25 protein-coding genes and 2 pseudogenes are annotated in these 25,694 nt (G+C 52.7%); 15 read left to right on the top strand and 12 right to left on the bottom strand.

The annotated features are described in order from the left end of the window. Positions 1 to 24: 24 nt before the first annotated feature. Both glnD and map read right to left on the bottom strand, forming a co-directional pair. Entirely contained in the window at positions 25 to 2,706 is a 2,682-nt protein-coding gene (gene glnD / locus OEZ10_11920) for a [protein-PII] uridylyltransferase (GenBank protein ID MDH5633687.1), read from the bottom strand. A gap of 67 nt (positions 2,707 to 2,773) precedes the next feature. Next, entirely contained in the window at positions 2,774 to 3,541 is a 768-nt protein-coding gene (gene map / locus OEZ10_11915; GenBank protein MDH5633686.1) for a type I methionyl aminopeptidase, read from the bottom strand. Between the two features lie 348 nt (positions 3,542 to 3,889). On the opposite strand from map, the gene rpsB reads away from it, so the two are divergent. The 15 genes from rpsB to rnhB all read left to right on the top strand — a co-directional run bounded on the left by rpsB (position 3,890) and on the right by rnhB (position 18,199). After that, the gene (gene rpsB, locus OEZ10_11910) at positions 3,890 to 4,735 is read left to right on the top strand and encodes a 30S ribosomal protein S2 (protein MDH5633685.1); all 846 of its coding nucleotides are present in this window, start codon (positions 3,890 to 3,892) and stop codon (positions 4,733 to 4,735) included. Between the two features lie 87 nt (positions 4,736 to 4,822). After that, positions 4,823 to 5,707: a translation elongation factor Ts gene (gene tsf, locus OEZ10_11905; protein ID MDH5633684.1), complete on the top strand. Its 885-nt coding sequence runs from the start codon at positions 4,823 to 4,825 to the stop codon at positions 5,705 to 5,707. A gap of 32 nt (positions 5,708 to 5,739) precedes the next feature. Beyond that, entirely contained in the window at positions 5,740 to 6,462 is a 723-nt protein-coding gene (gene pyrH, locus OEZ10_11900) for a UMP kinase (protein ID MDH5633683.1), read from the top strand. Continuing rightward, on the top strand, positions 6,462 to 7,025 hold the full coding sequence (frr, locus tag OEZ10_11895) for a ribosome recycling factor (protein MDH5633682.1): 564 nt from the start codon (positions 6,462 to 6,464) through the stop codon (positions 7,023 to 7,025). Before pyrH ends, frr begins: the two co-directional genes overlap by 1 nt. Before the next feature lie 72 nt (positions 7,026 to 7,097). Continuing rightward, positions 7,098 to 7,850: an isoprenyl transferase gene (locus tag OEZ10_11890; protein MDH5633681.1), complete on the top strand. Its 753-nt coding sequence runs from the start codon at positions 7,098 to 7,100 to the stop codon at positions 7,848 to 7,850. Next, entirely contained in the window at positions 7,843 to 8,688 is an 846-nt protein-coding gene (locus OEZ10_11885; protein ID MDH5633680.1) for a phosphatidate cytidylyltransferase, read from the top strand. The genes OEZ10_11890 and OEZ10_11885 overlap by 8 nt, the downstream gene beginning before the upstream one ends. A 13-nt stretch (positions 8,689 to 8,701) precedes the next feature. Further along, positions 8,702 to 9,904 (top strand): 1-deoxy-D-xylulose-5-phosphate reductoisomerase, encoded by a 1,203-nt coding sequence (gene ispC, locus OEZ10_11880; GenBank protein MDH5633679.1) that lies wholly within the window; start codon positions 8,702 to 8,704, stop codon positions 9,902 to 9,904. Continuing rightward, entirely contained in the window at positions 9,904 to 11,262 is a 1,359-nt protein-coding gene (gene rseP, locus OEZ10_11875; GenBank protein MDH5633678.1) for an RIP metalloprotease RseP, read from the top strand. The genes ispC and rseP overlap by 1 nt, the downstream gene beginning before the upstream one ends. An 8-nt stretch (positions 11,263 to 11,270) precedes the next feature. Then, on the top strand, positions 11,271 to 13,574 hold the full coding sequence (gene bamA, locus OEZ10_11870; GenBank protein ID MDH5633677.1) for an outer membrane protein assembly factor BamA: 2,304 nt from the start codon (positions 11,271 to 11,273) through the stop codon (positions 13,572 to 13,574). Between the two features lie 24 nt (positions 13,575 to 13,598). Next, positions 13,599 to 14,138, top strand: coding sequence for an OmpH family outer membrane protein (locus OEZ10_11865; protein MDH5633676.1), 540 nt, complete (start codon positions 13,599 to 13,601; stop codon positions 14,136 to 14,138). 12 nt (positions 14,139 to 14,150) lie between these two features. Further along, a complete protein-coding gene (gene lpxD, locus OEZ10_11860; protein MDH5633675.1) occupies positions 14,151 to 15,179 on the top strand; it encodes a UDP-3-O-(3-hydroxymyristoyl)glucosamine N-acyltransferase in 1,029 nt (342 codons plus the stop codon). A gap of 2 nt (positions 15,180 to 15,181) precedes the next feature. Further along, positions 15,182 to 15,625 carry a 3-hydroxyacyl-ACP dehydratase FabZ gene (gene fabZ / locus OEZ10_11855; GenBank protein ID MDH5633674.1) on the top strand — a complete coding sequence of 148 codons (444 nt, stop codon included), beginning with the start codon at positions 15,182 to 15,184 and terminating at the stop codon, positions 15,623 to 15,625. Between the two features lie 13 nt (positions 15,626 to 15,638). Further along, on the top strand, positions 15,639 to 16,415 hold the full coding sequence (lpxA, locus tag OEZ10_11850) for an acyl-ACP--UDP-N-acetylglucosamine O-acyltransferase (protein ID MDH5633673.1): 777 nt from the start codon (positions 15,639 to 15,641) through the stop codon (positions 16,413 to 16,415). Next, positions 16,416 to 17,588 carry a lipid-A-disaccharide synthase gene (gene lpxB, locus OEZ10_11845; protein ID MDH5633672.1) on the top strand — a complete coding sequence of 391 codons (1,173 nt, stop codon included), beginning with the start codon at positions 16,416 to 16,418 and terminating at the stop codon, positions 17,586 to 17,588. Continuing rightward, a complete protein-coding gene (rnhB, locus tag OEZ10_11840) occupies positions 17,585 to 18,199 on the top strand; it encodes a ribonuclease HII (GenBank protein ID MDH5633671.1) in 615 nt (204 codons plus the stop codon). The genes lpxB and rnhB overlap by 4 nt, the downstream gene beginning before the upstream one ends. Positions 18,200 to 18,214: 15 nt before the next feature. On the opposite strand, the gene OEZ10_11835 is transcribed toward rnhB, so the two are convergent. The 10 genes and pseudogenes from OEZ10_11835 to gspI form a co-directional block, all read right to left on the bottom strand. After that, positions 18,215 to 18,580, bottom strand: a complete 366-nt coding sequence (locus OEZ10_11835) for a hypothetical protein (GenBank protein MDH5633670.1) — start codon at positions 18,578 to 18,580, stop codon at positions 18,215 to 18,217. Further along, positions 18,577 to 18,825 (bottom strand): annotated as a pseudogene (locus OEZ10_11830) (S8 family serine peptidase). The gene OEZ10_11835 and the pseudogene OEZ10_11830 overlap by 4 nt, the downstream one beginning before the upstream one ends. 495 nt (positions 18,826 to 19,320) lie before the next feature. Further along, positions 19,321 to 19,953 (bottom strand): annotated as a pseudogene (locus OEZ10_11825) (S8 family serine peptidase). Positions 19,954 to 20,435: 482 nt separating this feature from the next. Further along, positions 20,436 to 20,828 carry a hypothetical protein gene (locus OEZ10_11820; protein MDH5633669.1) on the bottom strand — a complete coding sequence of 131 codons (393 nt, stop codon included), beginning with the start codon at positions 20,826 to 20,828 and terminating at the stop codon, positions 20,436 to 20,438. Positions 20,829 to 21,065: 237 nt separating this feature from the next. Continuing rightward, positions 21,066 to 21,884 (bottom strand): type II secretion system protein N, encoded by an 819-nt coding sequence (locus tag OEZ10_11815; protein MDH5633668.1) that lies wholly within the window; start codon positions 21,882 to 21,884, stop codon positions 21,066 to 21,068. A gap of 8 nt (positions 21,885 to 21,892) precedes the next feature. Beyond that, on the bottom strand, positions 21,893 to 22,384 hold the full coding sequence (locus tag OEZ10_11810) for a type II secretion system protein M (GenBank protein MDH5633667.1): 492 nt from the start codon (positions 22,382 to 22,384) through the stop codon (positions 21,893 to 21,895). Positions 22,385 to 22,389: 5 nt separating this feature from the next. Next, positions 22,390 to 23,727: a type II secretion system protein GspL gene (gspL, locus tag OEZ10_11805; GenBank protein MDH5633666.1), complete on the bottom strand. Its 1,338-nt coding sequence runs from the start codon at positions 23,725 to 23,727 to the stop codon at positions 22,390 to 22,392. Continuing rightward, complete coding sequence (gene gspK / locus OEZ10_11800; GenBank protein ID MDH5633665.1) at positions 23,717 to 24,691, bottom strand: type II secretion system minor pseudopilin GspK; 975 nt, start codon at positions 24,689 to 24,691, stop codon at positions 23,717 to 23,719. The genes gspL and gspK overlap by 11 nt, the downstream gene beginning before the upstream one ends. After that, positions 24,684 to 25,316 carry a type II secretion system minor pseudopilin GspJ gene (gspJ, locus tag OEZ10_11795; GenBank protein MDH5633664.1) on the bottom strand — a complete coding sequence of 211 codons (633 nt, stop codon included), beginning with the start codon at positions 25,314 to 25,316 and terminating at the stop codon, positions 24,684 to 24,686. The genes gspK and gspJ overlap by 8 nt, the downstream gene beginning before the upstream one ends. Continuing rightward, on the bottom strand, positions 25,313 to 25,693 hold the full coding sequence (gene gspI, locus OEZ10_11790; GenBank protein ID MDH5633663.1) for a type II secretion system minor pseudopilin GspI: 381 nt from the start codon (positions 25,691 to 25,693) through the stop codon (positions 25,313 to 25,315). Before gspI ends, gspJ begins: the two co-directional genes overlap by 4 nt. Between the last annotated feature and the right edge of the window lies 1 nt (position 25,694).

Raw genomic sequence — 25,694 nt, 5'->3', positions numbered from 1 at the left:
TGCCATCCGGCTTTTTTGAGTCTTCTAAAATGTCATTTCTTTCGGTTCAGCAGTGTTTTCATTGGACAGTCTGCGAGTGACTTCCTGCTTCAGACAATCCAGCTGTTCGGCAGATTCAATCGGGGAATTGTTGCGGTCAACAATGAAAAAGATGTCCTCGGCGCGCTCGCCAAACGTTGTGATTTTTGAGGCCGCCAGCTTGATATCACAATGATGCAGGGCCTGGGCGACCTGATGCAACAGGCCGGGTCGGTCCTGCGCGGTAACGTGCATGATGGTGGCACGACCGCGGGCTTCGGTCTTGAAATTTATATCCGTCTTGATGGGAAAATGTTTGAGCTTTCTTGGCATGCGAATGTTGGCGCGGCGGTTCTCGGCGCTGGCCAGCAGCGCCTTGCTGATCTCTCCTGCCAGATAATCCAGTTCACGCGGGTTCTCGATTGCCTTGTTGTTGTGATCCATGACAACAAAGCTGTCGAGGGCGAAGCCGTGAGCTGTCCCGTGCATACGCGCATCAACTATGGACAGGTTTAGTCGATCAAACGCGCCAGTAAGCTGCATCAGCAAATCGGATTTTGTCGGGGTAAATACCAGGAATTCACTGCCACCCAGCTCAGGATTGTAACGTGTTGCCACCAGCGGGAACTCCGCTGCCGACCTGCTGATAATGGTTTCTGCGTGCCATGCCAGGCTGTCGATATCAAAATTCAGGAAGTAATAGTCAATAAGCTGTGACCAGTACAAATCGATAAGCTGCTTTCGCGGCTTGTCCGGTTGCAGAATATCCAGCACCGCCTGTTTGCGATACTTTATGTTGGTCGATACATCGGATACGGAATCAGCGCCTTCCATAAAGACGCGGGTTGTCGCGTGGTACAATTCTGCGAGCAGGTGACCCTTCCAGTCGTTCCATACCTTGGGGCTGGTGCCTCGTATGTCGGCTACGGTCAGCAGGTAAAGATTGTCCAGGTGTTCCTGGTCACCAATTTGCCTGGCAAAGTCGAGTATGACATCCGGGTCGGATATGTCGCGTCGTTGTGCGGTCCAGGACATTGTCAGGTGATGTTTTACCAGCCAGCAAACGAACTCGGTATCATATTTGCTAATACCGTGCTTTCGACAAAACCGCCTTGCCTCTGATTCGCCGAGTTCCGAGTGGTCGCCACCGCGACCCTTGGCGATATCGTGAAACAGGCCGGCAAGGTACAACCTTTCCGGCTTTACCAGTTTACCGATCAGCGAGCTGGCCAGCGGAAATTCACTTTGGAATTCCGGCACGGTAAATCGCCTGAGGTTGCGAACCACAAACAGCGTGTGTTCATCAACGGTATAGACATGAAACAGGTCATATTGCATTTGACCGGCAACGCGACCAAATGCGGGCAGGTAGGCAGCCAATACACCGTAGGTGTTCATTCTCCGGAATTCGTGGGTAATACCCCGGGGCTGGCGGATTATCTCCATGAACAGGCTCTGCGTTTCAGAGTCATTGCGAACGTGCGCATCAATAAGCTCGACACTGTCCATGATCAGCCGGATGGTTCGTGCCCGTATTCCCTTCAGCTCCGGGTGTTGTTGCAGCAACAGGAACAGCCTGAAAATATTGCGAGGATCTTTCTGGAATAACTGTGCATCGTTGGCTGACAGGTACCCATTAATGGAGACAAAGTCACTGTTGATCGGAATCTTTTCGAGCTGGCCTTCATATAAGATAATTTCCTGGAAATACTGGAGCAGTATTTCATTGAGCACGGAAAGTTGTTTGACCGTCCTGTAGTAGCGCTTCATGAACTGTTCAACAGCCAGCGAGCCGGGCTTGTCTTCAAACCCCAGGGACTCGGCCAGCAGTCGTTGATAATCGAACAGTAGCCGGTCTTCTTTCCGTCCGGCTGCATAGTGCAGGCCGTTACGCACTTGCCAGAGGAAGTTGCGGTTACGCAGCAACAGTTTGAATTCCTTGTCGGTAACCAGCTCAAGCGACACCAGGTCTTCAAGCTTGCGCGTGCCGTAATGACGTTGTACTACCCATAGCAGCATCTGCAGATCGCGCAGACCGCCTGGTCCGTCCTTGATATTGGGTTCCAGGTTGTTGGCGGTATCGCCAAAATGACCATGACGTCGATGCTGCTCTTCCAGTTTTGCGCTGAAAAAATCTGATGAAGACCATATGCGAGCTGGTGATGTCAGCTCCCGCATCGCTTCATACAGTGCGCTGTTTCCGCAAAGGAGGCGGGACTCCATGATGTTTGTAGTGATGGTGATGTCATCACGCGCAGCCTGGTGACACTCGTCCGGTGTTCGGGTGCTGTGGCCAATGTCCAGTCCCATGTCCCACAGAAACCGCAGAAACTGTTCGACGGAGCGGTGTAATTCTTCGCCATGATTTTCGGGCAGAAGGATGATGAGGTCGATATCAGAGCTGGGATGTAACTCGCTGCGACCATAGCCGCCAGCCGCAGCAAGTGCCGCCATTTGTCCCAGGGAACTGCCCAGGACCAGGTACCAGGCCTCGTTCAGTAACTGGTCAATAAACCAGGCATGAGCGGAAACCAGTTTTACCGCGGTGACGTCGTTGTCGTTCCAGTGCTTGAGCTCCTGTCTTCCGCGGGTCAGGGCGGTGCGAAAGGTCTGCAACGGCTTGTCGCTTTTTTTCAGCGACGCCTGGAAGGCGCGATTGTCGAATATCGTGTTCAGACGATACGCCATGACATGTTATCCGTCGATTTTAGGGTCTGCCGGAGGGTCGCCAATACCGGTATCTTTATGCGCGGGACTAGACATCCTCACCTTCCAGGCGGGTGAGAATATCGTGCCCGGATTCAGTAACCAGAATCGTATGTTCCCATTGCGCTGACAGGCTGTGATCCCGGGTCACCACAGTCCAGTTGTCCGGCAACAGCTTGACGTTGCGCGCACCGGTATTGATCATTGGTTCGATCGTAAAGGTCATACCGGGTTCCAGTATTGTTCCGGTTTTTGGTTGGCCATAGTGAAGAACCTGGGGGTCTTCATGGAATTGTTTGCCAATGCCGTGACCACAATACTCCCGAACTACCGAGCAATGCTGGGCTTCGGCGTAGGTCTGAATGGCGTGGCCAACGTCACCCAGTGTCGCGCCCGGCCGAACCTGTTCGATACCCAGCACCATGCATTCGTGTGCAATGCGGCAGATTCGCTCCGCCTGGACCGAGGGCTTGCCAATAAAAAACATCTTGCTGGTATCACCGTGATAGCCGTCCTTGATTACCGTAATGTCAATGTTGACGATGTCGCCTTTTTTAAGCTTTTTCGGGCCGGGTATCCCGTGGCAGACCTGGTGGTTCACCGACGTGCAGATGGACTTGGGGAAACCCCGGTAGTTTAGTGGGGCAGGAATGGCGTCCAGGTCATTGACGATGTAGTCGTGACAAATCCGGTCCAGTTCTTCGGTGGTAATACCCGGCTCGACATGCGGCCGAATCATTCGCAGAACGTCCGCAGCCAGGCGGCCGGCTACGCGCATTTTTTCGATTTCTTCAGTTGTTTTTATGGTGATGGCCATAGAGTTTCCTGGAAAAGCCTGTTTTCACGGCTCGGCGACCGCTATTGGGCCGCACTCTAGCATTTATCGACGCTTGAAACAGCATGACCGGCGGCTGAAATCCCGGTCCATTGGTGGGGTGAGCTTGTTGGCGTCAAAGCAGGTATGATCCGGGTTCTCGATATCTTTTTTTGTGGCCAAACACCTGAATACGTTGGCTAAACCCGGCATTTCATGATATAAGGCGGCTCGATTTTTCACTAACCCACACATGGTCCGTCACATGCGTCCGGGTGTTCGGGAGGCCGATTCAGGCCATTTCGAATTGACGCATGGGGGCCATGGAGGCTTAACCCGAAGGAGATAAACATGAGTAAAGTCAGCATGCGTCAAATGCTGGAGGCCGGCGTGCATTTCGGCCACCAGACCCGTTTTTGGCACCCGAAGATGCGCAACTATATTTTCGGGGCGCGCAGCAAAACCCATATTATTAATCTTGAAAAGACCCTTCCGTTGTTCAATGACGCCATGAATTTTCTTGGCAAATTGGCCCAAAATGGCGGTAACGTCCTGTTTGTCGGCACCAAGCGCCAGGCGGCCCAGATTATTGCTGAAGAAGCTCAGCGTTGCGGCATGCCTTATGTTAACCATCGCTGGCTGGGTGGCATGCTCACCAACTTCAAGACGGTCAAAAATTCCATCGATCGCCTGAAAAGCCTGGAATCCATGCTGGCTGACGGCAGCACCGAGCGTCTGAACAAGAAGGAAGTCCTGAATCTCACGCGTGAACTTGAAAAGCTGCAACGTAGCCTGGCCGGCATCAAGGACATGCCTGGCCTGCCTGATGCATTGTTCATTGTCGATGTCGGGCATGAATATATCGCGGTCTCTGAAGCCAACAAGCTGAATATCCCGGTCGTGGGTATTGTTGACACCAATTGCAAGCCCAATGGTGTCGATTACATCATTCCAGGGAATGATGACGCCATTCGAGCCATTCGCCTCTATGCCGCGGCAGCAGCGGACACCATTTTGGAAGGTCGCCAGAACGCCAATATCCAGGCACCGCTGCCTGCTGAAGAAGAGTACATCGAGGTTAACGAGGGCGAAGAGCCCAGGGCAAAGGCAAGCAAAAAGACCTCCAAGAAGAAGACAGCAAAAAAAGCAGCCACCAAGAAAGTGGCTGATGACGCTGCTTCTGAAGACGCTGAATAATTTGCTTGTTCAGCCAACACGCTGCCGGTGAATTCAGTTCACCGGCAGGCTTCGTTTTTTAATACAGATTTTAAAAGAGGATCGAAAATGGCGATTTCTGCTTCTCAAGTAAAGGATCTTCGCGAGCGTACCGGGCTCGGCATGATGGAATGCAAACAGGCGCTGGTTGAAACAGACGGCGACATGGACGCGGCAATCGAACTGCTGCGCATGAAAGCCGGCGCCAAGGTAGAGAAAAAAGCCGGCCGTACCGCTGCCGATGGTGTTGTTCGTATTACGATTACCGGTGACGGCAAGACTGCTGCCATGGTTGAAGTGAACTCCGAAACTGATTTTGTGGCCAAGGGTGACGAGTTCCAGGCTTTCGCCCAGTCGATTTCCGATCGCATTGCCGCAAGCAACCCGGCAGATGTGGCCGCACTCAGCGCCATGCCACTGAAAGATGGCGCAGATACAACTGTAGAACAGGCGCGTGAAAGCATCGTCCAGAAACTTGGCGAAAACATGGCTGTTCGCCGTTTTATCTCCAGGTCTACAGGCGGTTTATTCGGCAGCTATATCCACGGCAACAAGATAGGCGTACTGGTTGAGCTTGAAGGCGGTGACGAAACGCTCGCCCGTGACATCGCCATGCACATTGCAGCCAGCCGCCCCGAATTTGTCTCTGCTGACGATGTATCTGCTGAAGTCATCGCCAAGGAGAAGGAAATATTTGCGGCCCAGGCAAAGGAAAGCGGCAAGCCGGATGACATCATCGAGAAGATGGTTACAGGTCGCATCAGCAAGTTTGTCAACGAGATAACCCTGCTGGGTCAGCCGTTCGTTAAGGATCCGGATTTGACCGTAGAAAAGCTGCTGGCCAAGGCGTCTGCCAAGGTGTTGAGCTTTACCCGTTACGAGGTCGGTGAAGGCATCGAAAAAGAGCAGGGCGACTTTGCTGCGGAAGTTATGGCGCAGGTAAAAGGCGGCTGAATAATACACTAGAGGATCCGGCAGGAATTCGCATGGCCAGCGCACCACGACGCATATTGCTGAAGCTTAGCGGCGAAGCCTTGATGGGCGATGACGCCTTTGGCGTTAATCGTGATGTTCTGGCCGGCGTTGTCGAAGGTCTGAAACGGGTCCGCGCAACCGGTATCCAGCTCGGCATAGTTATCGGTGGCGGCAATATCTTCCGGGGTGTTTCCACTGCCGCATCAGGGATGGATCGTCCGACGGCCGATTATATGGGCATGCTGGCGACAGTGATGAATGCGCTGAGCCTGGCTGACGCCCTGAAACAAGCCTCTGTTGATGTTCGGGTTCAGTCAGGACTGGAAATTGCCGGTGTAGTTGAGCCGTTTGTGCGGAACCGGGCGCTCAGTCATCTTGAAAACGGCCGTATTGTCATATTTGCTGCCGGAACCGGAAGTCCGTTCTTTACCACTGATACCGCTGCCAGTCTGCGTGCGCTTGAAATCGGCGCGGATGTGCTGGTCAAGGCCACCAAGGTAGATGGTATCTATGACAAGGATCCGGCGAAGCATGATGATGCTGTTCGTTATGATCGGGTAAGTTACGACGAGGCCCTGGAGAAGCGTCTTGGTGTAATGGATGCATCAGCCTTTGCCTTGTGTCGGGACAACGGCCTGGCTATCAGAGTTCTGAATATTAATGATGCCGATGCCCTGGTCAGCCTGGCAAGGGGTGAGAATGTCGGCACCTTGGTGTATGCGGGAGAAAACTAATGGCTACGATCGAAGCAGTTATTGCCGATGCCGAAAAGCGCATGAACAAAACCATCGAGTCGATGAAAACTGAACTCACCAAGATTCGCACGGGACGCGCCAATGTTGCGTTACTTGATCACGTCATGGTTGATTTTTATGGTACGCCGACTCCCATTGGCCAGGCTGCCGGAGTCAGTGTGGGCGATGCCCGTACGCTCGTGGTAAAGGTCTGGGATAAAAACATGATCCAGGCGATAGAAAAAGCAATTCTTGAATCTGATCTTGGCCTCAATCCAGCTACTGCGGGCGATACAATCCGCATTCCGCTGCCTCCGCTTACGGAAGAGCGACGCAAGGATCTGGTCAAGGTCGTTAAGGGTGAGGGTGAACACGGCAAGGTTGCGGTACGCAATATTCGGCGTGACGCCAACACCCACGTCAAGGAACTTCTGAAGAACAAGGAAATATCCGAAGACGATGAAAAGCGTGCCGAAGACCGGATTCAGAAACTGACCGACAGCTTTGTTGGCAAGATCGACAAACACATAGAAGAAAAAGAAAAAGACCTGATGGAACTCTAGTTCCAATGCCATTTGTGGTACGGGAAAAAGAGATTCAGGAAAGTAACACTTGAACGCGGTGAGGAGATCGTCATTAGCAAGGCCAGCGCATCTGAAGCCCACACGTGTCCCGGACATATCGCCATCATAATGGATGGCAATGGTCGATGGGCATCGCGTCAGGGTATGCCGCGTGTTGCCGGTCATCGCAAGGGCGTTCAGTCAGTAAAGAATGTCATCGCCGCCTGTGCAGACCGTGGCGTGCGTTACCTAACCTTGTTCGCGTTCAGTAGCGAAAACTGGCAGAGGCCGGAGCGTGAAGTCAACCTGCTCATGGAGCTTTTCCTGGGCGCCCTGGAAAAGGAAATCGGCCGACTGCATGAAAATAATATCCAGTTTCGGGTAATTGGTGATATTGAGCCGTTCGGCAAGAAACTGGTTTCCAGGATCAGGGAAGCCGAGGACCTGACGCGGAACAATGACAAATTGACCGTTATTGTCGCTGCCAACTATGGCGGCAGGTGGGACATCACCCGGGCTTGCCGACGTATTGCCAAGCAGGTTCAGAGTGGCAGTATTGATCCAGACACCGTAAATGAAAAGACGATGGAGCCGTATCTCAGTCTTTATGGCATTCCCGATCCTGACCTGTTTATCCGTACCAGTGGCGAGCAACGAATCAGTAATTTCCTGCTGTGGCAGCTGGCCTATGCGGAGCTGTATTTTACAAACTGCCTGTGGCCGGAATTTGGCGACAATGAGCTGGATGAAGCCATCGCAGAATATTCACAGCGACAGCGGCGATTTGGTCGGACCGGCGACCAGGTAGAGAGTAGCAATGCTTAAGCAGCGACTGATTACAGGCATTTCGCTGGCGCTGTTCCTGGTGGCATCAATGTTCTATTTGCCATTGGTTGGTACGGCGATCGTATTTGGCCTATTCGCTGTTGGCGGCGCCTGGGAGTGGGCCCGGCTTAGTGGATACAGTAATCGCCTGGTAAGGGGCGGTTATGCATTCACTACCTTGTGCGCAGGTATTGTTGTTTACCGGGATATCGTTGAAGGCGACGCAGCCATAACACTGACCATCCTGCAGGTTGCAGCGCTCTGGTGGGTTTACGTGGTTGTTGTTGAATTGGCGATGTACCAGGATCGCGAAAAGGGATTCTTTGCCGGTAACCTGATGAAGCTTGTTGCCGGGCTGATCATAATTGTTCCTGGCTGGTCTGCCGGTATTTATCTGCACTCACTGGCTCCGCAGATGCCAGCCGCATTTCTGTATCTCATTGCCCTCGTCGGCTTGTCAGACACCGGCGCATATTTTGCCGGGCGCACTTTCGGCAGACGCAAGCTTGCGCCCAGGGTTAGCCCGGGAAAAACCATTGAGGGACTATTTGGCGGTATGCTTGTCTGCGCGATTCTTGCCATTCTTTCGTCCGCATATGGCTGGGAGTTTTCCGGCAAGGCGGTAGTTGTTTTCGTCTTGATCAGTCTCATTGCGGCTGCATTCGGTGTTGCCGGGGATCTTTATGAAAGCCGGATCAAGCGTTTGTCAGGATTCAAGGACAGCGGCAGCCTGTTGCCGGGTCATGGCGGTTTTATGGATCGAACCGACGCCTATCATGCGGTAGCACCGACATTTGTGGTCATGCTGTTGCTGTTCAGGGACTTGTTCGGGTTATGAGACGGAGCCACAGATGATATCGGTCACCGTTCTCGGATCTACTGGTTCGATTGGCGTTAATACGCTGGATGTCATTGCTCGCCACCCTGACAAGTATCGGGTTGATGCGCTCACCGCGTATTCACAGGTGGATCGACTGCTGGAACAGTGTATACAGTTTCGGCCGCGTGTCGCGGTCCTGGTCAGTGATACCGCGGCCGGGCGGTTTCGTGAGCGGGCGAAAGAAGCCGGGCTGGATATCGCCGTGCTGCATGGTGAGCAGGCATTGGCGGAGGTCGCTGCAGACACTAACAGCCAGGTTGTAATGGCGGCCATAGTTGGCGCGGCAGGACTGGTGCCAACCCTGGCGGCGGTCACGGCTGGCAAGCGCGTACTGCTTGCCAACAAGGAGCCGCTGGTTATGTGCGGCCACATCTTTCTCGATGAGGCGGCAAAGTCGGGAGCGGAATTGCTGCCAATAGACAGTGAGCATAACGCGATTTTTCAGTGCATGCCGGATGGTTATGCGGCCGGGCAGAAACCGCGTGGAATCCGCAGAATCCTGCTTACCGGTTCAGGCGGACCGTTTCGCGCGCGCGCGCGAGAAGAACTGGCCGATGTCACTCCCGAACAGGCGTGTGCACATCCCAATTGGTCTATGGGGCAGAAAATATCGGTTGATTCGGCTACCCTGATGAACAAGGGGCTGGAATTGATTGAGGCATGTTGGCTCTTTAATGTTGGCGCCGATGACGTCGACATTGTGATTCATCCGCAAAGCGTTATCCACTCCATGGTTGAATACAACGATGGTTCTGTACTGGCACAAATGGGTAACCCGGATATGCGAACGCCGATTGCCCATGCGCTGGCGTGGCCGGAACGGATAGATTCCGGCGTGAATCAGCTCGATTTGTTCACGGTTGCGCGTCTTGATTTCGAGCGCCCCGACCTGGACAGGTTTCCGAGTCTTCGATTTGCCTACAGGGCGGCGCGGGAAGGCGGCACCAAGCCGGCGATCATGAATGCCGCAAACGAAGTAGCTGTTGCGGCGTTTCTTGAGGACAGGATTCCCTTTACCGCGATCTTCGATGTTATCGAGTATGTCATGACCGGAATCGATGCTATTCCTGCCGACTCTCTGGGTGCCGTTTTGTTGCATGATGGCCTGGCGAGGAAAATGGCAAGTCGCTGTATAGATGATCGCTTTAATAATGCTGTGTGCAAGGAACAGTGATGAGCGCGATATATACCATCCTTTCCTTTGTAGTGGCGATAGGCATTCTTGTTGTCGTTCATGAGTTTGGACATTTCTGGGTGGCAAAAAAACTGGGCGTAAAGGTGCTCAGATTTTCAGTAGGGTTTGGCAAGCCATTGTGGAGCCGTCGTTTTGGTGCGGACAGCACAGAGCTGGTGCTGGCTGCAATACCACTCGGAGGCTATGTCAAAATGCTTGGCGAGGATGACGATGATGTGCCAGAACAGGAAAGACATCGTGCATTTAACCGTAAGCCCCTGGCAAGCCGGGTTGCCATTGTAATAGCGGGACCGCTATTCAATTTTATTTTTGCGATCCTCGCCTATGCGTTTGTATTCAACCACGGAGTCGATGACCTGGTGCCGGAAGTGGGGCGCGTAGAACCAGGCTCAATCGCGTACAGCGCCGGGGTCAGGGCCGGTGATGTGCTGATGGATCTGGATGGTCGCCCGGTTAATGGCTGGGGTGAACATCGAATCTACTTGATGAAGCGTGCGTTGTCTGGCGAGGTTATTCACCTTCGTGTCCGCAAGACGGATGGTGCGGAACATGCGACTACAATTGACCTGTCTGCTGTTGATGTGGGGGTGTTGCGTGGCCGTGTATTTGAGGATGCCCTGGGCTTGTTTCCTTTTCAGCAGCTTGTCGAACCGGTTGTCGGCAATGTTCTGGAAGGAGCCGGAAAAGCCGCGGGCCTGAGGCAGGGAGATCGTGTTGTCTCGGTAAATAACCAGGAAATGAAAACATGGATGGATCTTGTGGCCGTAGTAGGGAGCAATCCCGGCAATGAGCTTTCAATGATAATTGATCGTAATGGCGTCAAACAGAAGCTCAGGGTAATTCCTGAAACCGTGGCTACGGCTGAACGGGTTACCGGCAGGATCAATGTTTCTGTTCAGTTGCCGGAGTTCCCGAAAAACAAACTGGTTCGCCTCGAGCAATCCGTTGGACAAAGCCTGCTATCTGCTTCCGAGCATACGTGGAATATGAGTGTGCTGACACTGCAGATGCTGTACAAGATGTTAAGTCTTGAGGTATCAACAGAAAACATCAGCGGCCCCATTACCATTGCCCAGTATGCAGGAAAGTCTGCGGAAGTCGGGCTGGACCGGTTTGTATTGTTTTTGGCGATAGTCAGTATAAGTCTTGGTGTTCTGAATTTGCTGCCAATCCCGGTTCTTGATGGAGGTCATCTTCTTTATTACCTGATAGAGGCAATAAAGGGATCACCTCTGAGTGAAGAGTCAATGGTGATTGGTCAACAGCTCGGGATGTTTCTCCTCGCGGGATTGATGATTCTGGCGTTTTATAACGACCTTACGCGTTTGTTCGGATAAGAATAGGTATGAGTATAAGAAAACTGTTTGTCTTTGTTTGCCTTGTGGTTTTGGGTGCGGGTCAACTGACCCATGCGGCGGAACAAGGGTTTGTTGTATCGGATATACGCGTAGAAGGGCTGAATCGAATATCGGCCGGCACAGTATTCAATTACTTCCCGGTGAAAGTCGGTGACAGTTTCGCCATGTCAAAATCCCAGGATGCAATCCGTGCTGTATACAAGACCGGGTTTTTCACCGACGTATCGTTACACAGGAAGGGCACAGTTCTTATAGTCCGCGTCAAGGAGCGACCATCAATTGCCAGTATCAAGCTGGAGGGCGCCAAGGAAATCAGCGAAAGTGACTTGCGCAAGGGTCTGAAAGATGCAGGCCTTGCCGAAGGCAGGATTTTCAGCAGGACGCTGCTGGATCGTATTCAAAACGAGCTTAAAAGACAGTATTTCTCCCAGGGCAGGTATTCGGTTGAGATCGACACAATAATTGAAGATCTCGAAAGAAACCGTGTTGCCGTTAACATAACGGTCAAGGAAGGTCTCGTAGCAACAATCAGGCAGATAAACCTGATTGGCAACAAGGAGTACAGCGACGATGACATACTGGATGAATTCATGCTGTCGTCGACCGGTATGTTCTCGTTCATGTCTTCATCGGACCAGTATTCCAGGGAGCGATTGATTGGTGATACGGAGATACTGATGAACATGTACCGGAATAACGGCTATATGAACTTCAATATTGAATCTACCCAGGTATCCATCAGCCCGGACAAGGAAAATATCTATATTACAATCAGCATGTCTGAGGGAGACAAGTACTTTTTTGGAGATTACAAACTTTCCGGGAACCTGATTGGCGCAGACAAGGAAATCGCCGAAGCGGTTGCCGTTGATTCCGGTAGTGTATTTTCCAGGGACAGTATTACCAAGACCACCCAGGCGATAACAGGCATTCTGGGCAAGGAAGGGTATGCCTTTGCCAACGTGAATGCGATTCCGGATGTAGACGAGAAAACCAAGAAGGTCAACCTGACCTTTTATATTGACCCGGGAAAGAGAACCTACGTAAGGCGGATCAACTTCTTTGGCAATGCCGTCACACGTGACGATGTGTTGCGCAGGGAAATGAGGCAACTTGAAGGCGGCTGGTTCTCCCCGGCACTGGTTAACAGATCCCGTGTCCGTCTGCAGCGACTTGGCTTCTTTGACGCAGTAAATATTGAAACCCCGCAGGTCCCCGGGACTGATGACCAGGTCGATATCAATGTTATGGTCAAGGAGCGTCCGACAGGAAACCTGTTGCTCGGTATCGGTTATTCAGATGTTGATGGCGCATTGGTAAACGGCAGTATCAGTGAGAAGAACCTCCTGGGCAGCGGCAAGGAGTTGTCAGCCAGTTTTGACAACAGCAAGTCCAGCAAGCATGTAAATCTCAAATACGTTAACCCGTATTACACAGACAATGGAATTGAGCGCGGATTTACTCTCTACGCAAGAGAGATTGATGCGGAAGCGGCTGATACCGCACCGTATATCCTTTCTACAAATGGTCTTGGAGTGTTTTTCACATTCCCGACAACGGAGCTTCAGTCATTAAATGCCGGCGTGGCATATGAGTCCAACAAGATTACGGTGGATCCGGTTACCGGTTCCAGGGTGGCTATTGACTTTGTTGACAGGTATGGCGAGGACACCAATGCACTGAAAGTTACCATGGGCTGGTCTCTTGATTCTCTAAACAAGGCCTTGTTCCCGAGTTCAGGCGGCAGAATCCGGTTGTCCATAGAGGGAACGACGCCTGGCAGTGACGTGGAGTACTACCGTACCACTACGGATGCATCGTATTACATCCCGCTGACACATTACTTCACATTCCGTTCCAAGCTGGATGTGGGTTACGGGCGCGGCTTTGGTGATTCAATCAGTATGCCGTTTTACAAGAATTATTATGTGGGCGGCAGCTCGACATTGCGCGGATACGAGTCTCGTTCGCTAGGGCCGGTGGACAGCAATCGGGGGCAGCCGATAGGTGGCAACAAGCGTCTGCTCGGCAACCTGGAGCTGTTCATGCCAGTGCCCGGGTCAGATGTCGACGACAGTGCAATGCGCTTGAGCTTGTTTGTGGATAGCGGTATGGTTTATCCATATGGCAGCGAAATTGATGTTGAGCAGATGCGCCATACGTACGGAATTGCATTCCACTGGTTTTCGCCAATCGGACCGTTGAGCTTCAGTTATGCCTGGCCATTTAACGAAGAGCCCGGTGATCAACTGGAAAAGACCCAGTTCTCGGTTGGTGTGCCATTCAGGTAGGGTTGTTTACGCGAGCACGTTTCCATGATTGATGCAGGACAAAACAAGCTTTCGATCATCGCACTATTGCTGGGCTTCCTGGCAACGGTACTGAGCCCGGCTGGGCTTGCCGAACAGCAGAACCTCAAGCTCGCCTATGTCAATTTTGTGAAGGTCATTGAGCGCGCCCCCCAGGCCGAAGCGGCCCTGAAGAAGCTGGAAGCGGAATTCAGCCCCCGCGACAAAAGTATTGTTGACCTGCAAAACCAGATCAAGGAGTCTGAGGACAAGCTGGAAAAGGATGCCCTGGTGCTGAAATCGGCAGAAAGGCGGTCGGTAGAGCGCGATATCCTCAAGATGAAGCGCGACCTTCGCCGGATTACCCAGGAGTTCCGGGAAGATTACAATCTGCGACGCAATGAAGAACTGGCGTCACTGCAAAAAATGGTCTCCAGAGTAATTGAAGAGATTGCCCGGCAGGAAAAATACGATCTCATAGTCCACGAAGGCACTCTATACGCCAGCAAGCGGGTAGACATTACCGAAAAAGTGCTTGACCGGCTGAAGCGCGAAACCGGGCGATAGAGGATTGCTGCAGTGATTACTCTATCCGAGCTGGCCTCAATACTGGGTTGCACCGTCGTCGGTGATGGTGCCCTGCAGGTTCGTGGCGGGGCTTCGCTGGTCAGCGCCGGACCGGGAGACATCGTTTTTATCACCTCCGAGAAATACCTGGGCCTGCTTGGCGAATGCAGTGCAGGGGCGGTGCTGGTGTCACCTGAGCACGCCAGCGGGGTAGTGGGCAACAAGCTGATTTGTGACAACCCCCATGTGGCTTTCGCTCGTGCGCTGGAGGTTTTGTATCCCCGATCCGCGCCCCTGAAAACCATTCATGAGAGCGCGGTGATAGCGGAAACCGCGAGCCTGGGCGAGGCCGTAACCGTCGGCCCAAACAGTTGCGTCGGCGAATTTACCATGGTCGGCGACGATGTCTGGATTGGCGCCAATGTAACCATAGGCGATAACGTTAGGATTGGTGCCGGGACCCGTCTTGAACCCGGCGTTGTCGTTCTGGATGGCTGTCATTTGGGCAGAAACTGCATTATTCATGCCGGTGCGGTGATAGGGGCCGACGGCTTTGGTTATGCCCGGAACGGCAAATCCTGGGTCAAGGTGCCCCAGATTGGCGTTGTACGACTGGGAGATGAAGTCGAAATCGGCGCCAACACGACGATTGACCGGGGTGCACTGGACGATACGATCATTGGCAACCGTGTAAAAATCGATAACCAGGTCCAGATTGCGCATAACGTCACAATCGGCGAAGATACGATGATTGCCGGGTGCGTCGGAATTGCCGGAAGTGCCACAATCGGCGCCAATTGTGCAATTGGTGGACAGGCAGGGATTCTAGGCCATCTTTCTGTTGTCGATGGCGTTACAATTGGGGCGTGTTCGCTGGTGTCAAAATCCATCACAAAGCCTGGCATGTATTCCTCAAGCATCAGAGTGCAAGAGCTTGCCAAGTGGCAAAAGACCCTGGCAAACCTGAACCGGCTTGATCAATTCGCAGGAAAAATTACTGCATTAGAGCAAAGAATGAATACTTTGGAAGGAGAAGCGTAGCTTTGAAGACCCTGGACGTAAACAAGATTAAGGAGCTTTTGCCTCATCGTTATCCATTTTTGCTGATTGACCGGGTCCTCGATTATGAACTGGACAAGGAACTGACTGCGCTGAAAAATGTTACCGCAAATGAACCTTTTTTTGAAGGTCATTTCCCGGTTGCACCGGTTATGCCCGGTGTCCTGATTCTTGAAGCCATGGCCCAGGCAGGCGGTATCCTGAGTTCGCTTACCTTGAACCAGTCGTTCGGCGAGGGTGGTGTCTATTACTTTGTCGGCATAGACAAGGCAAGATTCAAGCGCCCGGTAGTCCCGGGTGACCAGTTGATTATCAAGACGGTATTGTCCAGAAAGCTCAGGAACATCTGGAAGTTTGAGGCAACAGCGTCAGTAGACGGCGAGGTGTGCTGTACTGCTGAACTTATGTGTACCTATAAGGAAGAGTAAAGACAGTTTCTTTATGAGTCGCATTCACCCAACGGCAATAGTAGCCGATAGCGCCAATGTCGCTGAAGATGTTGAGGTCGGGCCTTATGCGGTAATAGGCGACGACGTTGTGATCGGATCTGGCACCTGGATTGGTGCGCATGCATCGATTGTCGGACCTACAACCATCGGCTGCAACAACAAGATATACCAGTTCTGTTCCATCGGCGGTGATACCCAGCATACCGCCAAACAAACCCGTGTCAGTACGCTGTCCATAGGTGATGGCAATACGTTCAGGGAATTCTGCACCATTAACCGGGGCAGTGATCAGGGTACAAACAAGACAGTTATCGGGAACAATAATTTCCTGATGGCATACGTGCATGTTGCTCATGACTGCGTTATTGGCAATAACGTTACTTTTGCCAATAACGCCAGCCTGGCCGGTCATGTCGAGGTGGAAGACTACGCGATACTGGGCGGTTTTACCGGGATACATCAGTTCTGTCGTGTTGGCTCCCATGTCATGACGGGTATTGCGACTATCAGTTTCAAGGATATTCCGCCATACCTGATGGTCTCCGGAAATACTGCCCAGCCATTTGGACTGAATACCCGGGGCCTCAAGCGCCGTGGATTCACCGAAGATGATATCAAGGCTCTCAAGACAGCGTACAAAACGCTGTACCGATCAGGATTAACCCAGGACAAGGCGCTTGGCGAGCTTGCAGATCTTGCGGACAAGTATCCTGATGTCGGGCATTTCGTCGAGTTCATCAAGAAAACCGAGCGTGGAATCATTCGATAGGTGACAGCGAGGAAGCCGCTACGAATAGCCATGGTCGCCGGAGAAGTCTCCGGCGATTTGCTTGGTGCTGACCTGATCAAGGCACTGAAGCTTCACCATCCGGACATCGAGATTTACGGTATCGGCGGACCCAGGATGATTGAGCAGGGTTTCAGGTCGCTCTATGACATGGAGAGACTGGCGGTAATGGGGCTGGTGGAGGTGCTGGGTCGCCTCGGCGAACTGCTTAAAATCAGGAAAACATTACGAGACCAGCTTATCTCGGATCCGCCTGATGCTTTTGTTGGTATTGATGCGCCGGATTTTAATACGGATCTCGAGCTCAAGCTGAAGAAAGCGGGTATACCGACATTGCACTACGTTAGCCCAACCGTTTGGGCGTGGCGTGGTTACCGTATAAAAAAAATTCGTCAGGCAGTGGATCACATGCTTGTGGTATTTCCATTCGAGATGAAGTTTTATGAGAAGCAGCACATGCGTGCTACTTTTGTTGGACATCCTGCCGCCAACGAAACACCGGAAGTAATAGACAAGACGGGTGCAAGAAAGGCGCTGGCATTACCGATCGACAAAGATGTTATAGCGCTGTTGCCGGGAAGCCGGGGTTCGGAGTTGTCACGTCATGCCGAACTATTCGTGGATTCGGTGGTTCGGATACATGCACGTTATCCGGATGCGGTATTCGCGCTGCCATTCGCCAAGCCACAACTTCGGCAGGCCTTCTTGGATGCTATTGGAAAACGGGAGCAGCAATCGTTGCCAATAGTTTATTTCGACGGCCGATCGAGGGAGGTGCTTGCCGCTGCTGATGTCGCGCTGCTGGCATCGGGCACGGCGGCGCTGGAAGCAGCGCTGATGCGCACACCGATGGTTGTTACCTATCGCATGAACCCGTTGAGTGCGTGGCTGATCAAACGTTTTGCCCATGTAAAACTCTTTTCCATGCCCAATAACCTGGCGGGACATGAACTGGTCCCGGAGTTTATACAGGAGAAAGCGACAGCTGATAACCTGTCGTCATCGGTATGCCGCTTTCTGGAAGACAGTGCTCGGCGACAGCATGTAACCCGGGAACTGTCTGGTATCTACACCCAGTTGCGTTGTGAATCGGGCAAGCTCGCGGCTGAAGCTGTGTTAAGCGAGGTTCGGTTATCACGGGATGAAAAGCAATGACCCGCGTAATCAGGCCCGGGCAAGAGATACCTTCACCGCTGCTTGAAGGTCGGCTCGTAGCCGGCATTGACGAGGCAGGGCGCGGTCCACTGGCTGGTTCAGTATTTGCTGCTGCCGTCATACTTGATCCCGGAAAACCGATCGATGGACTGAATGATTCCAAGCAACTAACACCCGGTAAGCGCTCATCACTTGAGCTGGAAATAAAAAACCGTGCGCTGGCGTGGGCTGTTCACCCGGTTGACGCCGCTACCATCGATGAGATCAATATTCTCCAGGCAACATTCCTGGCTATGAGAAAAGCTGTAGAAGGCCTGGTACCGGCAGCCGGAGTTGCACTGATTGATGGCAACAGGGTTCCTGGCGGGCCATGTGAAGAGGTTGCCATTATCAAGGGTGACCAGAGGGTGGCGTGTATTTCAGCCGCGTCAATCCTGGCGAAGGTTGCCCGGGACCGGGAAATGGAACAGCTGGACAAAATCTTTCCGCAATATGGTTTTGCCAGGCACAAGGGTTATCCCACGAAAGAGCATATCCACGCCTTGAATACCTATGGCGTCATTGCTGAACATCGAAAGAGTTATGCGCCGGTTGCCCGGTTATTGATGTAGGTTGTGCGAGTGGCTTTAGCGCAGGGTCGGGAGTCGGTAGGAAAAATTGGGCTGAACCGATACGAAGCCCGGAAGCTTCGAACACTGAAACCGAATGGCGGAGAGCCCTGGATCCCGGGCGATTCTCAGAAGATAGTAACTTCCCGCTCGTGAAAGCGACAACGGCTCAAACTCGGCAAGCAAGCCAAACAGTTGTGATTGCTCTATCGTACCCGATACTGCCAACAGGTATTCCCCCGGCCGAACGGTTTGGGCTGCACCCTTGGCGGAATCAATACGCATGCTGTCGATGTGACCGGTTTCATTGGCAGCCTGCGGTTGGCTGCAGGCTGCCAGGAAGAAGCAACAGGTCAATACAAGATTCCTGTCGCTGGGCATCACGGGATCGCTGCTGTCACATTGGTCGGAGCCTGAATGTGAGCCAGGGCGCCCATGGCATTGACTGCATTGCCGGAAGTAGTCAGGCCAGCCAGTGCCGCTACTGCTTCACCACCACTCTTGATAGCCTGTAGTACATCGGCATAAGTGTAATCCGGGTTAAATGCAAACAGCATGGCAGCAAGGCCGGCCACGTGCGGAGTTGCCATGGAAGTACCATTGATGGTGTTGTAGGCAATTGTGCTGCCAATATTCAGCTTGAAGTATGTGGCCATCAGTCCCTCGCCAACGGCGGCATCACCGTTTCCAGATAGCCGGATACCAAACGAACACGTGAGTGTGCCGGCACAGCCAGTTAACTCGTGTCCGAAGCTGGATATATTACCGGCGGACGTTCCGGATCCGAAAACAAGGTTAGTGCCGGCGGTAAACGGGTTACCAGAAATGCTGTAGTTAATGGAGACATTGTCGCCCGCTGCGATATCCCAGCTCATGTAGTGCGTGGCGACAACAAAATCCTGTGTTCCCGGGAGCGTGTATTGCCTGTAAGCAACATCGTTGGCAGATTGAGCATAAAAACCACTGCTACACCAGTTTGACGGGTTGACCAGGATATCATAGAACACCGGATCGGACGTATCTCCATTCCAGATGCAACTGTTGGTGGCGGGTACGGCCGTCCATGCACCCGTTTTGGTCCAGGCGCCGAAATTATCGAGCGAGACGACTGGCGTGGAATTCCAGCTGCTACGAATGTTGGTGCCTGGTGCGCCGACATCCACCGTGGTCGCACCGTAGTTGGAAAAGCTCGCCAGTTCATAGGCCTGGTCCAGCGCAGCCACACAGAGCAGGCTAGGTTGGTCATAATTGCACGGATAGGCGGGCGAGACATCATTATCCGAGCCGGCATTGCCTGCAGCGACAATGACCGCTACCCCTGCAGCACCGGCATTGGCAATAGCGGTATCGAAGGCGGTATCAAAATTGCTGCCACCCAGGCTCATATTAATCACCTTGGCGCCGTTTGCAGTCGCAAAATTCACGCCCTGAACAATCCCGGCTGTTGATCCGGAGCCACTTGTTCCCAGTACACGCACGGCCATAATACTGGCCTGCCAGCAAACACCGGTAGTGCCTTTGTTGTTATTGCCTTGTGCACCGATAGTGCCGGCGACATGGGTGCCGTGACCGTGGGTATCCATGGGATCAGGGTCATTGTCGATGAAATCGTAACCGTGATTGGGGAATCCGGCCCCGGCGCCATTCCACATGTTGGCGGCCAGGTCTTCATGTTTGTACTGCACACCGGTATCCAGTACCGCTACCGTGGTGTTGGCGCAGTCGGTAATATGGTTCCATGCCAGTTCGGCGTCCATGTCGTTACCGGCAATGCCCGGATTATTGGTTGAATAGCTGCCACTTGAGACGGACTGGGAAACGTTTTTGAGTCCCCAAAGTTGTCCGTACTGGCTGTCTGCCGGTGCCAGGTTGGCGTGGTATATAAAATTAGGCTGTACCGCAGCGACACCTTCGCGGCCCGTCAATGTGCTGATAGCCTGTGCGGTTGTCAGGCCGGACAACTTGACAAGATGATACCCGGAAGTGCCGACAGCTTTGCTGGAAAGCACATTCATACCGGTCAGTACTGCAGGCTGCATATTTTCCGCGATCGTCGGTTGATATTTGACGAGCACCTCGTTGGCAACAAATTCAGCCGACCCATAGGATGACAAGTCTGTTGCCGCCATGGCATTGCCGGTAAAAACCAGTGTCGCAACCAGGCTGGTGAGAATCTTCTTATTGCGAAAAGAATTACTTAATGAAACTTGAGTGATCATAATCTGTCTCCCTGTGGCGCTTATGGTACGGCAATGCTGATTTGGTTTGACGCCAAGCTTTGACTGCCGTCGCTGCTGCCCGGTGGATTAAGCGCCGAGTAGGCGGCTATACGAATGTAGTTGGTTGCGCCTTTGACCAGGGGTACGGATGCACTGGTGGGCGCAAGCGCGCCGGAGACATAGGGAGCATCAACAACCGAAACACCTGAATCTGAAATGTTAAACCCGGAGATCGTGCTGGAGTATACCTTGTAGCCACCACCGGGGCTGTTCACGGCGGTTTCTCGGTTGGCGTCCCAGGATACGGTTACATCGGTTCTCGGCAGTGGTGAGGAACTGCTGCTACCCCTGTTGCATGAAGCCAGGAATATGCCAACGCTTATGATTAATAATACCTTACTGCATGTTTTCATGGTATCGAGTCCTTCCAGATGATCTAAATACAAAAAGGGTCTCCTTGCGGCCCGGTTGACTTCTGTTAACTGCTGGCCCGGATTCGTGTGGTTGCCTGATCCGATGAGTATTGCCAACAGTTGAGCCCTGATTTTGAGACCAGGCGTACGTCAAGTTTATTTTCCAGGTTTTCTTGATTTACATGGAACTGGTTATGCTTTTTTAAATTTAACAGTATCAGGCCATTGTGCTGCTGTCTATCTGGCGAGTTTCATTGGCATGTTCAGGTTAATATTGCGTCTTCCGCCACCGTTGTCGTTGCCAATCATTCGCAGCAACGGCTCAAGCTCCTGTTTTCTTTCCCCGGGCTGAATAAAGCCGTTCAGGTTCAGCATCTGCGAGCCGCCTATATCCCAGTTGCCGTTTATACTAAATACCAGTGGCCCATCTAGATTCTTTCCTCTAATACTCGCCTTGTTTCCGGTTTTGTCACTTGTCGCACCGAATTCGAAATTGCCAAGCGGGTTAACCGGGGTCAGTGCGCTGCCGGCATCTCGCCAGGTGAGCGTTGCTGTGCCCAGGAATTGTTTTCGGGACAAGCTGAAGGTGTTTGCGGTAACAGTAATATTGCCTGAAAGTGATAAGAGTGAAGCGGGTGCGTAAATCAGGCCGACGGTTGAAGCCGGGGCCGCCAGTTTTAATTTGTCAATCAGCAGCGTACCTGGCGTTATGCTGACTGTCGCCTTTCCCATCAACGCCTCGTCGCTGAAAGTCAGGGATGTTTTCAGTTTGCCGAGCAGCAGGTGAAATGGACGAATTCGCCATTCGACCCTGGTGATGACGGCAGCCTGGTTGCTTCCGGCAGGTGTGGCTATCAAACCGTGTCCATGCCAAACGGTTCCGTTGGGTTGTTGCAGAATGAATGAACTGATGCCAGCCTTTTCCATAGCCCAGGCCAGCAGGGACGCCGGGGCGTATATAATGATAAATACAACATAGAACAACAGTCCGGTGGCAACAAGATTACGGACAGGTTTGTTTATGGCGCCGCGATTTTTCGGAATTGAAAATTTCATCTGCAGCTTTATTGCTCTTTGAATACCATGCGCGCGCTGACTGTGCCGATGTTTTCTGTGGCATCCAGGGAAGCACTGCTGGTCATCAGTGATTGTCTGTTGGCTGCATCAATCAGGTCAATGAGCTGGTCGAAGCTGATGCTGCTGATAACCAGCCGTACGCCGTCATTGCCTTGTGGTTCCATGGTGTCGATCAGGGATGCCAGGTTTCTCTGGCGACTGATTGCTTCAATGCGGGCCATTACCGTACCTTCCGGCTTCGCTCCCGAGTTGCTGGTGGCGAGCTTGATTGTTCTTGCCTGTGTTTGCATGAGAGCCAGTTGTGCCTGTTTTTTAGGCAGCGTGGTACTGAGTGCCTGGATTTTTCCGGCGACTGGAATCCATACCCCGGCATAGACAAAAAAGACGGCGAGAATCACAGATCCGACCAGGATTATGGTTCGTTCGCGTGGTTGCAGGCCGCGCCATTTCTGCTTGATTTGTGCAATGGAGTCAGTCATTTGGTTTAACCATGGCTTAGCTTGATTCTGCCGCTTACCTTGTTTTCAACGCGATTGGCTGACAATACTTCGAGCTTGATGCTGGCAGCATTGGCCCTTTGTTTGAGTGTATCAAGTGCGGCGTAATCCTTTACGGTCAGGTTGATTGTCAGGTCTGCTCCGCCATAACTGATCGAGCTGATTGTTACATGATCGCCCCCGGTCAAAACAGGGGTGACCTTCATAAGCAGACCGAGAAACGCATCGCCACCGCCACCGCGGAGTTCGTTGAATTTTTGCTGCATCTGCAGTACCGGGTCGACAATAACCTTCGCGTCCGGGAAAGTTGTACGAAACAGGGATAGCATTTCCTGCTGAATCCGGTTGCTCTCCTGTTTCAGTCGATAGGCATCACCAGCCTGCAAGACAAATAATGCAGCTATGGCAATGCCGGCCATTACCGCCGCACTGCGTAGCCGGTAAAGCGGAGTCGTGGTCTCTGCAGGCTGGATACTGTATTGACCCTGGAGCAGGTTAAGGCTGCAATGGCGTGGATGCAGCAGGTTAACCAATGGCTGGTTGCCACTTCGAATTTCAAGGTCCAGCGCAGAATGCCAGTTTTCCCATTCCGTTGTTTCGTCAAAGTTGTAGACGTTCAGGCGGGTAATCGGTGACTCCGTTGACGATAACGCCGACTTCAGGGAAGTTAGCAGGGTGTTGTTGTCAGAACAGGGAACTGATAATCCTTTTGACTCGCTTGTTCGCAGGCAGCAGCAGTCGGCGTCTTTGGCAAGGACGGCGGAAGAGTCACCATAGGGCAGCCCAAGCGGTAAGGGCAACACAGCGCGCACATATAACCCGGCCTGCTCGAATACCTGCTTCCATTCGCCGATCAGGACCTTGTTGACGACAGCAATGGATAATCCGGAGTCAGTGCCGGGCGAATAGACAAAATGCTGGTTCGACGGGTCACCCAGTATGATGTCTTCCATCGCGTAGGGCAGTGCCTGTTCAATTCGTTTTCTTCTGGTCGTGGGCATCTGCAGGCTGGTAAGCAACACGGCATTGGCCGGAGCCCAGGCGATAATGTTTGCCCCCCTGGCTTGCTCCTTGAGCTTGCCAAGTGTGTCAACGTTGCCTTGTTCAACGACCAGGTTATTCTTGCGCAAGCACCAGGCTATCGGCTCGGCAATAGTTGCTGAAGTTGATCCCTCTGCCAGACCTGTTGATGTGTTTTTGCTCCAGCTTTGCGGAAGGAAAATTTCAAGCGTGACCGGGGCAGACTGCCAGGACTCGGCCTTGGCTTTCCTGGTCTGCAGCGCCGCGATCTTTTGCTTTATAGAAATGAATAAACTACTGTTCACGTTCTTCCGTGCCAATCAACAATACCCGGTTGCTGCTCCAGACCAGTTGGCCCAGGGTCTTGCTTTCCCGGTGAATGAGCGCTTCAAATGATCGATCCAGGCGACCAAACTGGGTGCTAACGTTAACATTAAAATAGTCTGACTTCACATCATATTCGACATCCGGCAGCCCCGGGGTTCCGTGAAATCTGCCGGCCAGGTCGGTTTTCTGGGTGAATGGCTTCTGTTGCCGATCCTTCAGAATCTGCTCTACAACCGCAGGATCCGCAGTTGGCTGAAACAGGGCTTTGAATACGGCATCGGGAGCAGTATTGATATTGATGGTGGTTCTGCCGGGTAATGCACTGAGGTAGTCGCGTATTAGATTGACATATTTCGGCACGAAACCGGCCACCAGTCTGAGTTCGTCAATGCTCTCGAAATTTCTGGCGGCTGTGCGGTAGGGCGTAGTGAGCGAGAGATAGTCGACATCTTCAGCCCCGGAAGCACGCCTTTGGGAGTCCTTGTCCAGCCAATCAAGCACGGAATCGACAAGGTCCGGGCGGATATCCTGGGCTTCCAGAATTCGACGAAAAACCGCGATATCGGGGGTGCTAGGCGTGCCGTCCGGCTTGAGCAGATTATTGAGATTGAACTTGCCCTGGGCATCGGTGACGATGGCAAAAAACTGGCCCTCGCCAACATCCCCGGCAAGTGGCGTCTTTGCCCATAATTCATCAAGGTGGTCGTTGCTGCTGTTCTGGGCATCGATCAACATCATGGTGATCGCGCCCTCTATGGCACCCTGGCGAACTGCTTCAGACTGGGCCTGTGCTGCCCGATTCTCGAATTGGCGCAAGTTGATTTGCTGGCTAAAGCTGATATAGGCGGTTGCAGTAGCAACAACCGTCACCACGAAAATAGCGGTGACCAGGGCTACACCGCGCTGTCTGCGCAACGGCATATTGGTGGCTGGTCTAGTCATTGATTCGCAGCACCCTGTTTATTTCTGCTTGCCCGCTTTGTTGAATAATGATTTCAACACCCTTGGGTAGACTCGGTGGTAATTGTTGTTGACCGAGTTGCTGGGGCAATGGCCAGGTCTGGTGCCACTTGGCCCCGTCATGGTAGCGAACCGCGAAGTTCTCGACGTTGGCAAGAATTTGCTGTGACCGGGGTTCGGTCTGCGGCGCACGATCAAGGACCGGCCATGCCAAACGGAACAGTCTTTGCTCGTCATCCAGTCGGTAACCTATTCGCTGAAGATCGGAAACCGGGCTACTGCCGATAATTGACATACCCCCGCGTGTACATTCAAAAACCGGAGCGCCTAGTGCGCGTGTATCAGCCTCTCTGCCTTCCAGTGCCGGGCCGGTGGAACCGTCAGCCAGGCGAATATCGCGATCCCTGCACTGACTGATGTCTTCCTCCATACGAAGAAAAGCAAGTGCCAGTCCTTGTTGGCTCTTGCGTTCTGCCTCGAGATGATCGCGGGCATCCAGGACAAAGCTGAGACCGGAGAAGGTCATTACCGACATGATGGCGAAAATCGCCATTGCTGCCAGCAGCTCAAGTAGCGTAAACCCGGAATGAGATATCGGGAATTTCATGTTGGCGGTTTTCTCAGTACACCGATCAGTACTGCGAGAATGTGATCATCATCTTTTTGTCGAATGCGAATCTCGATCCGGCGAATATCGTCATGGACGCTTGATTGAACCTGTTCTTCCCACTGCCATTCCCTCGCAGCAAATTCGTCGTTGCCGGTACGAGTGCCGATACCGGGCCAGCTTTTCTCCAGCTGATGAATAGCAAGGCGGTTTTGTGCCAGCCACAAGGCGAGATTGCGATCGCGAAGGCTGCCAGTAGTTTCCGCGGCCTGGCCAATTACGCCAACAATTCCGGCAAACGAGATGGCGACGACCGCAAGTGCAACCAGGATTTCAATCAGTGTGAATCCGCGTTGTTGGTGCCCGGGAAATATCATG

Source organism: Gammaproteobacteria bacterium (genome assembly GCA_029880545.1).
Lineage (GTDB): Bacteria > Pseudomonadota > Gammaproteobacteria > Acidiferrobacterales > SZUA-150 > JAOUOD01.
The sequence above is the reverse complement of the archived record's forward strand: the minus strand, read 5'-3'. Positions and strand labels throughout refer to the sequence as shown.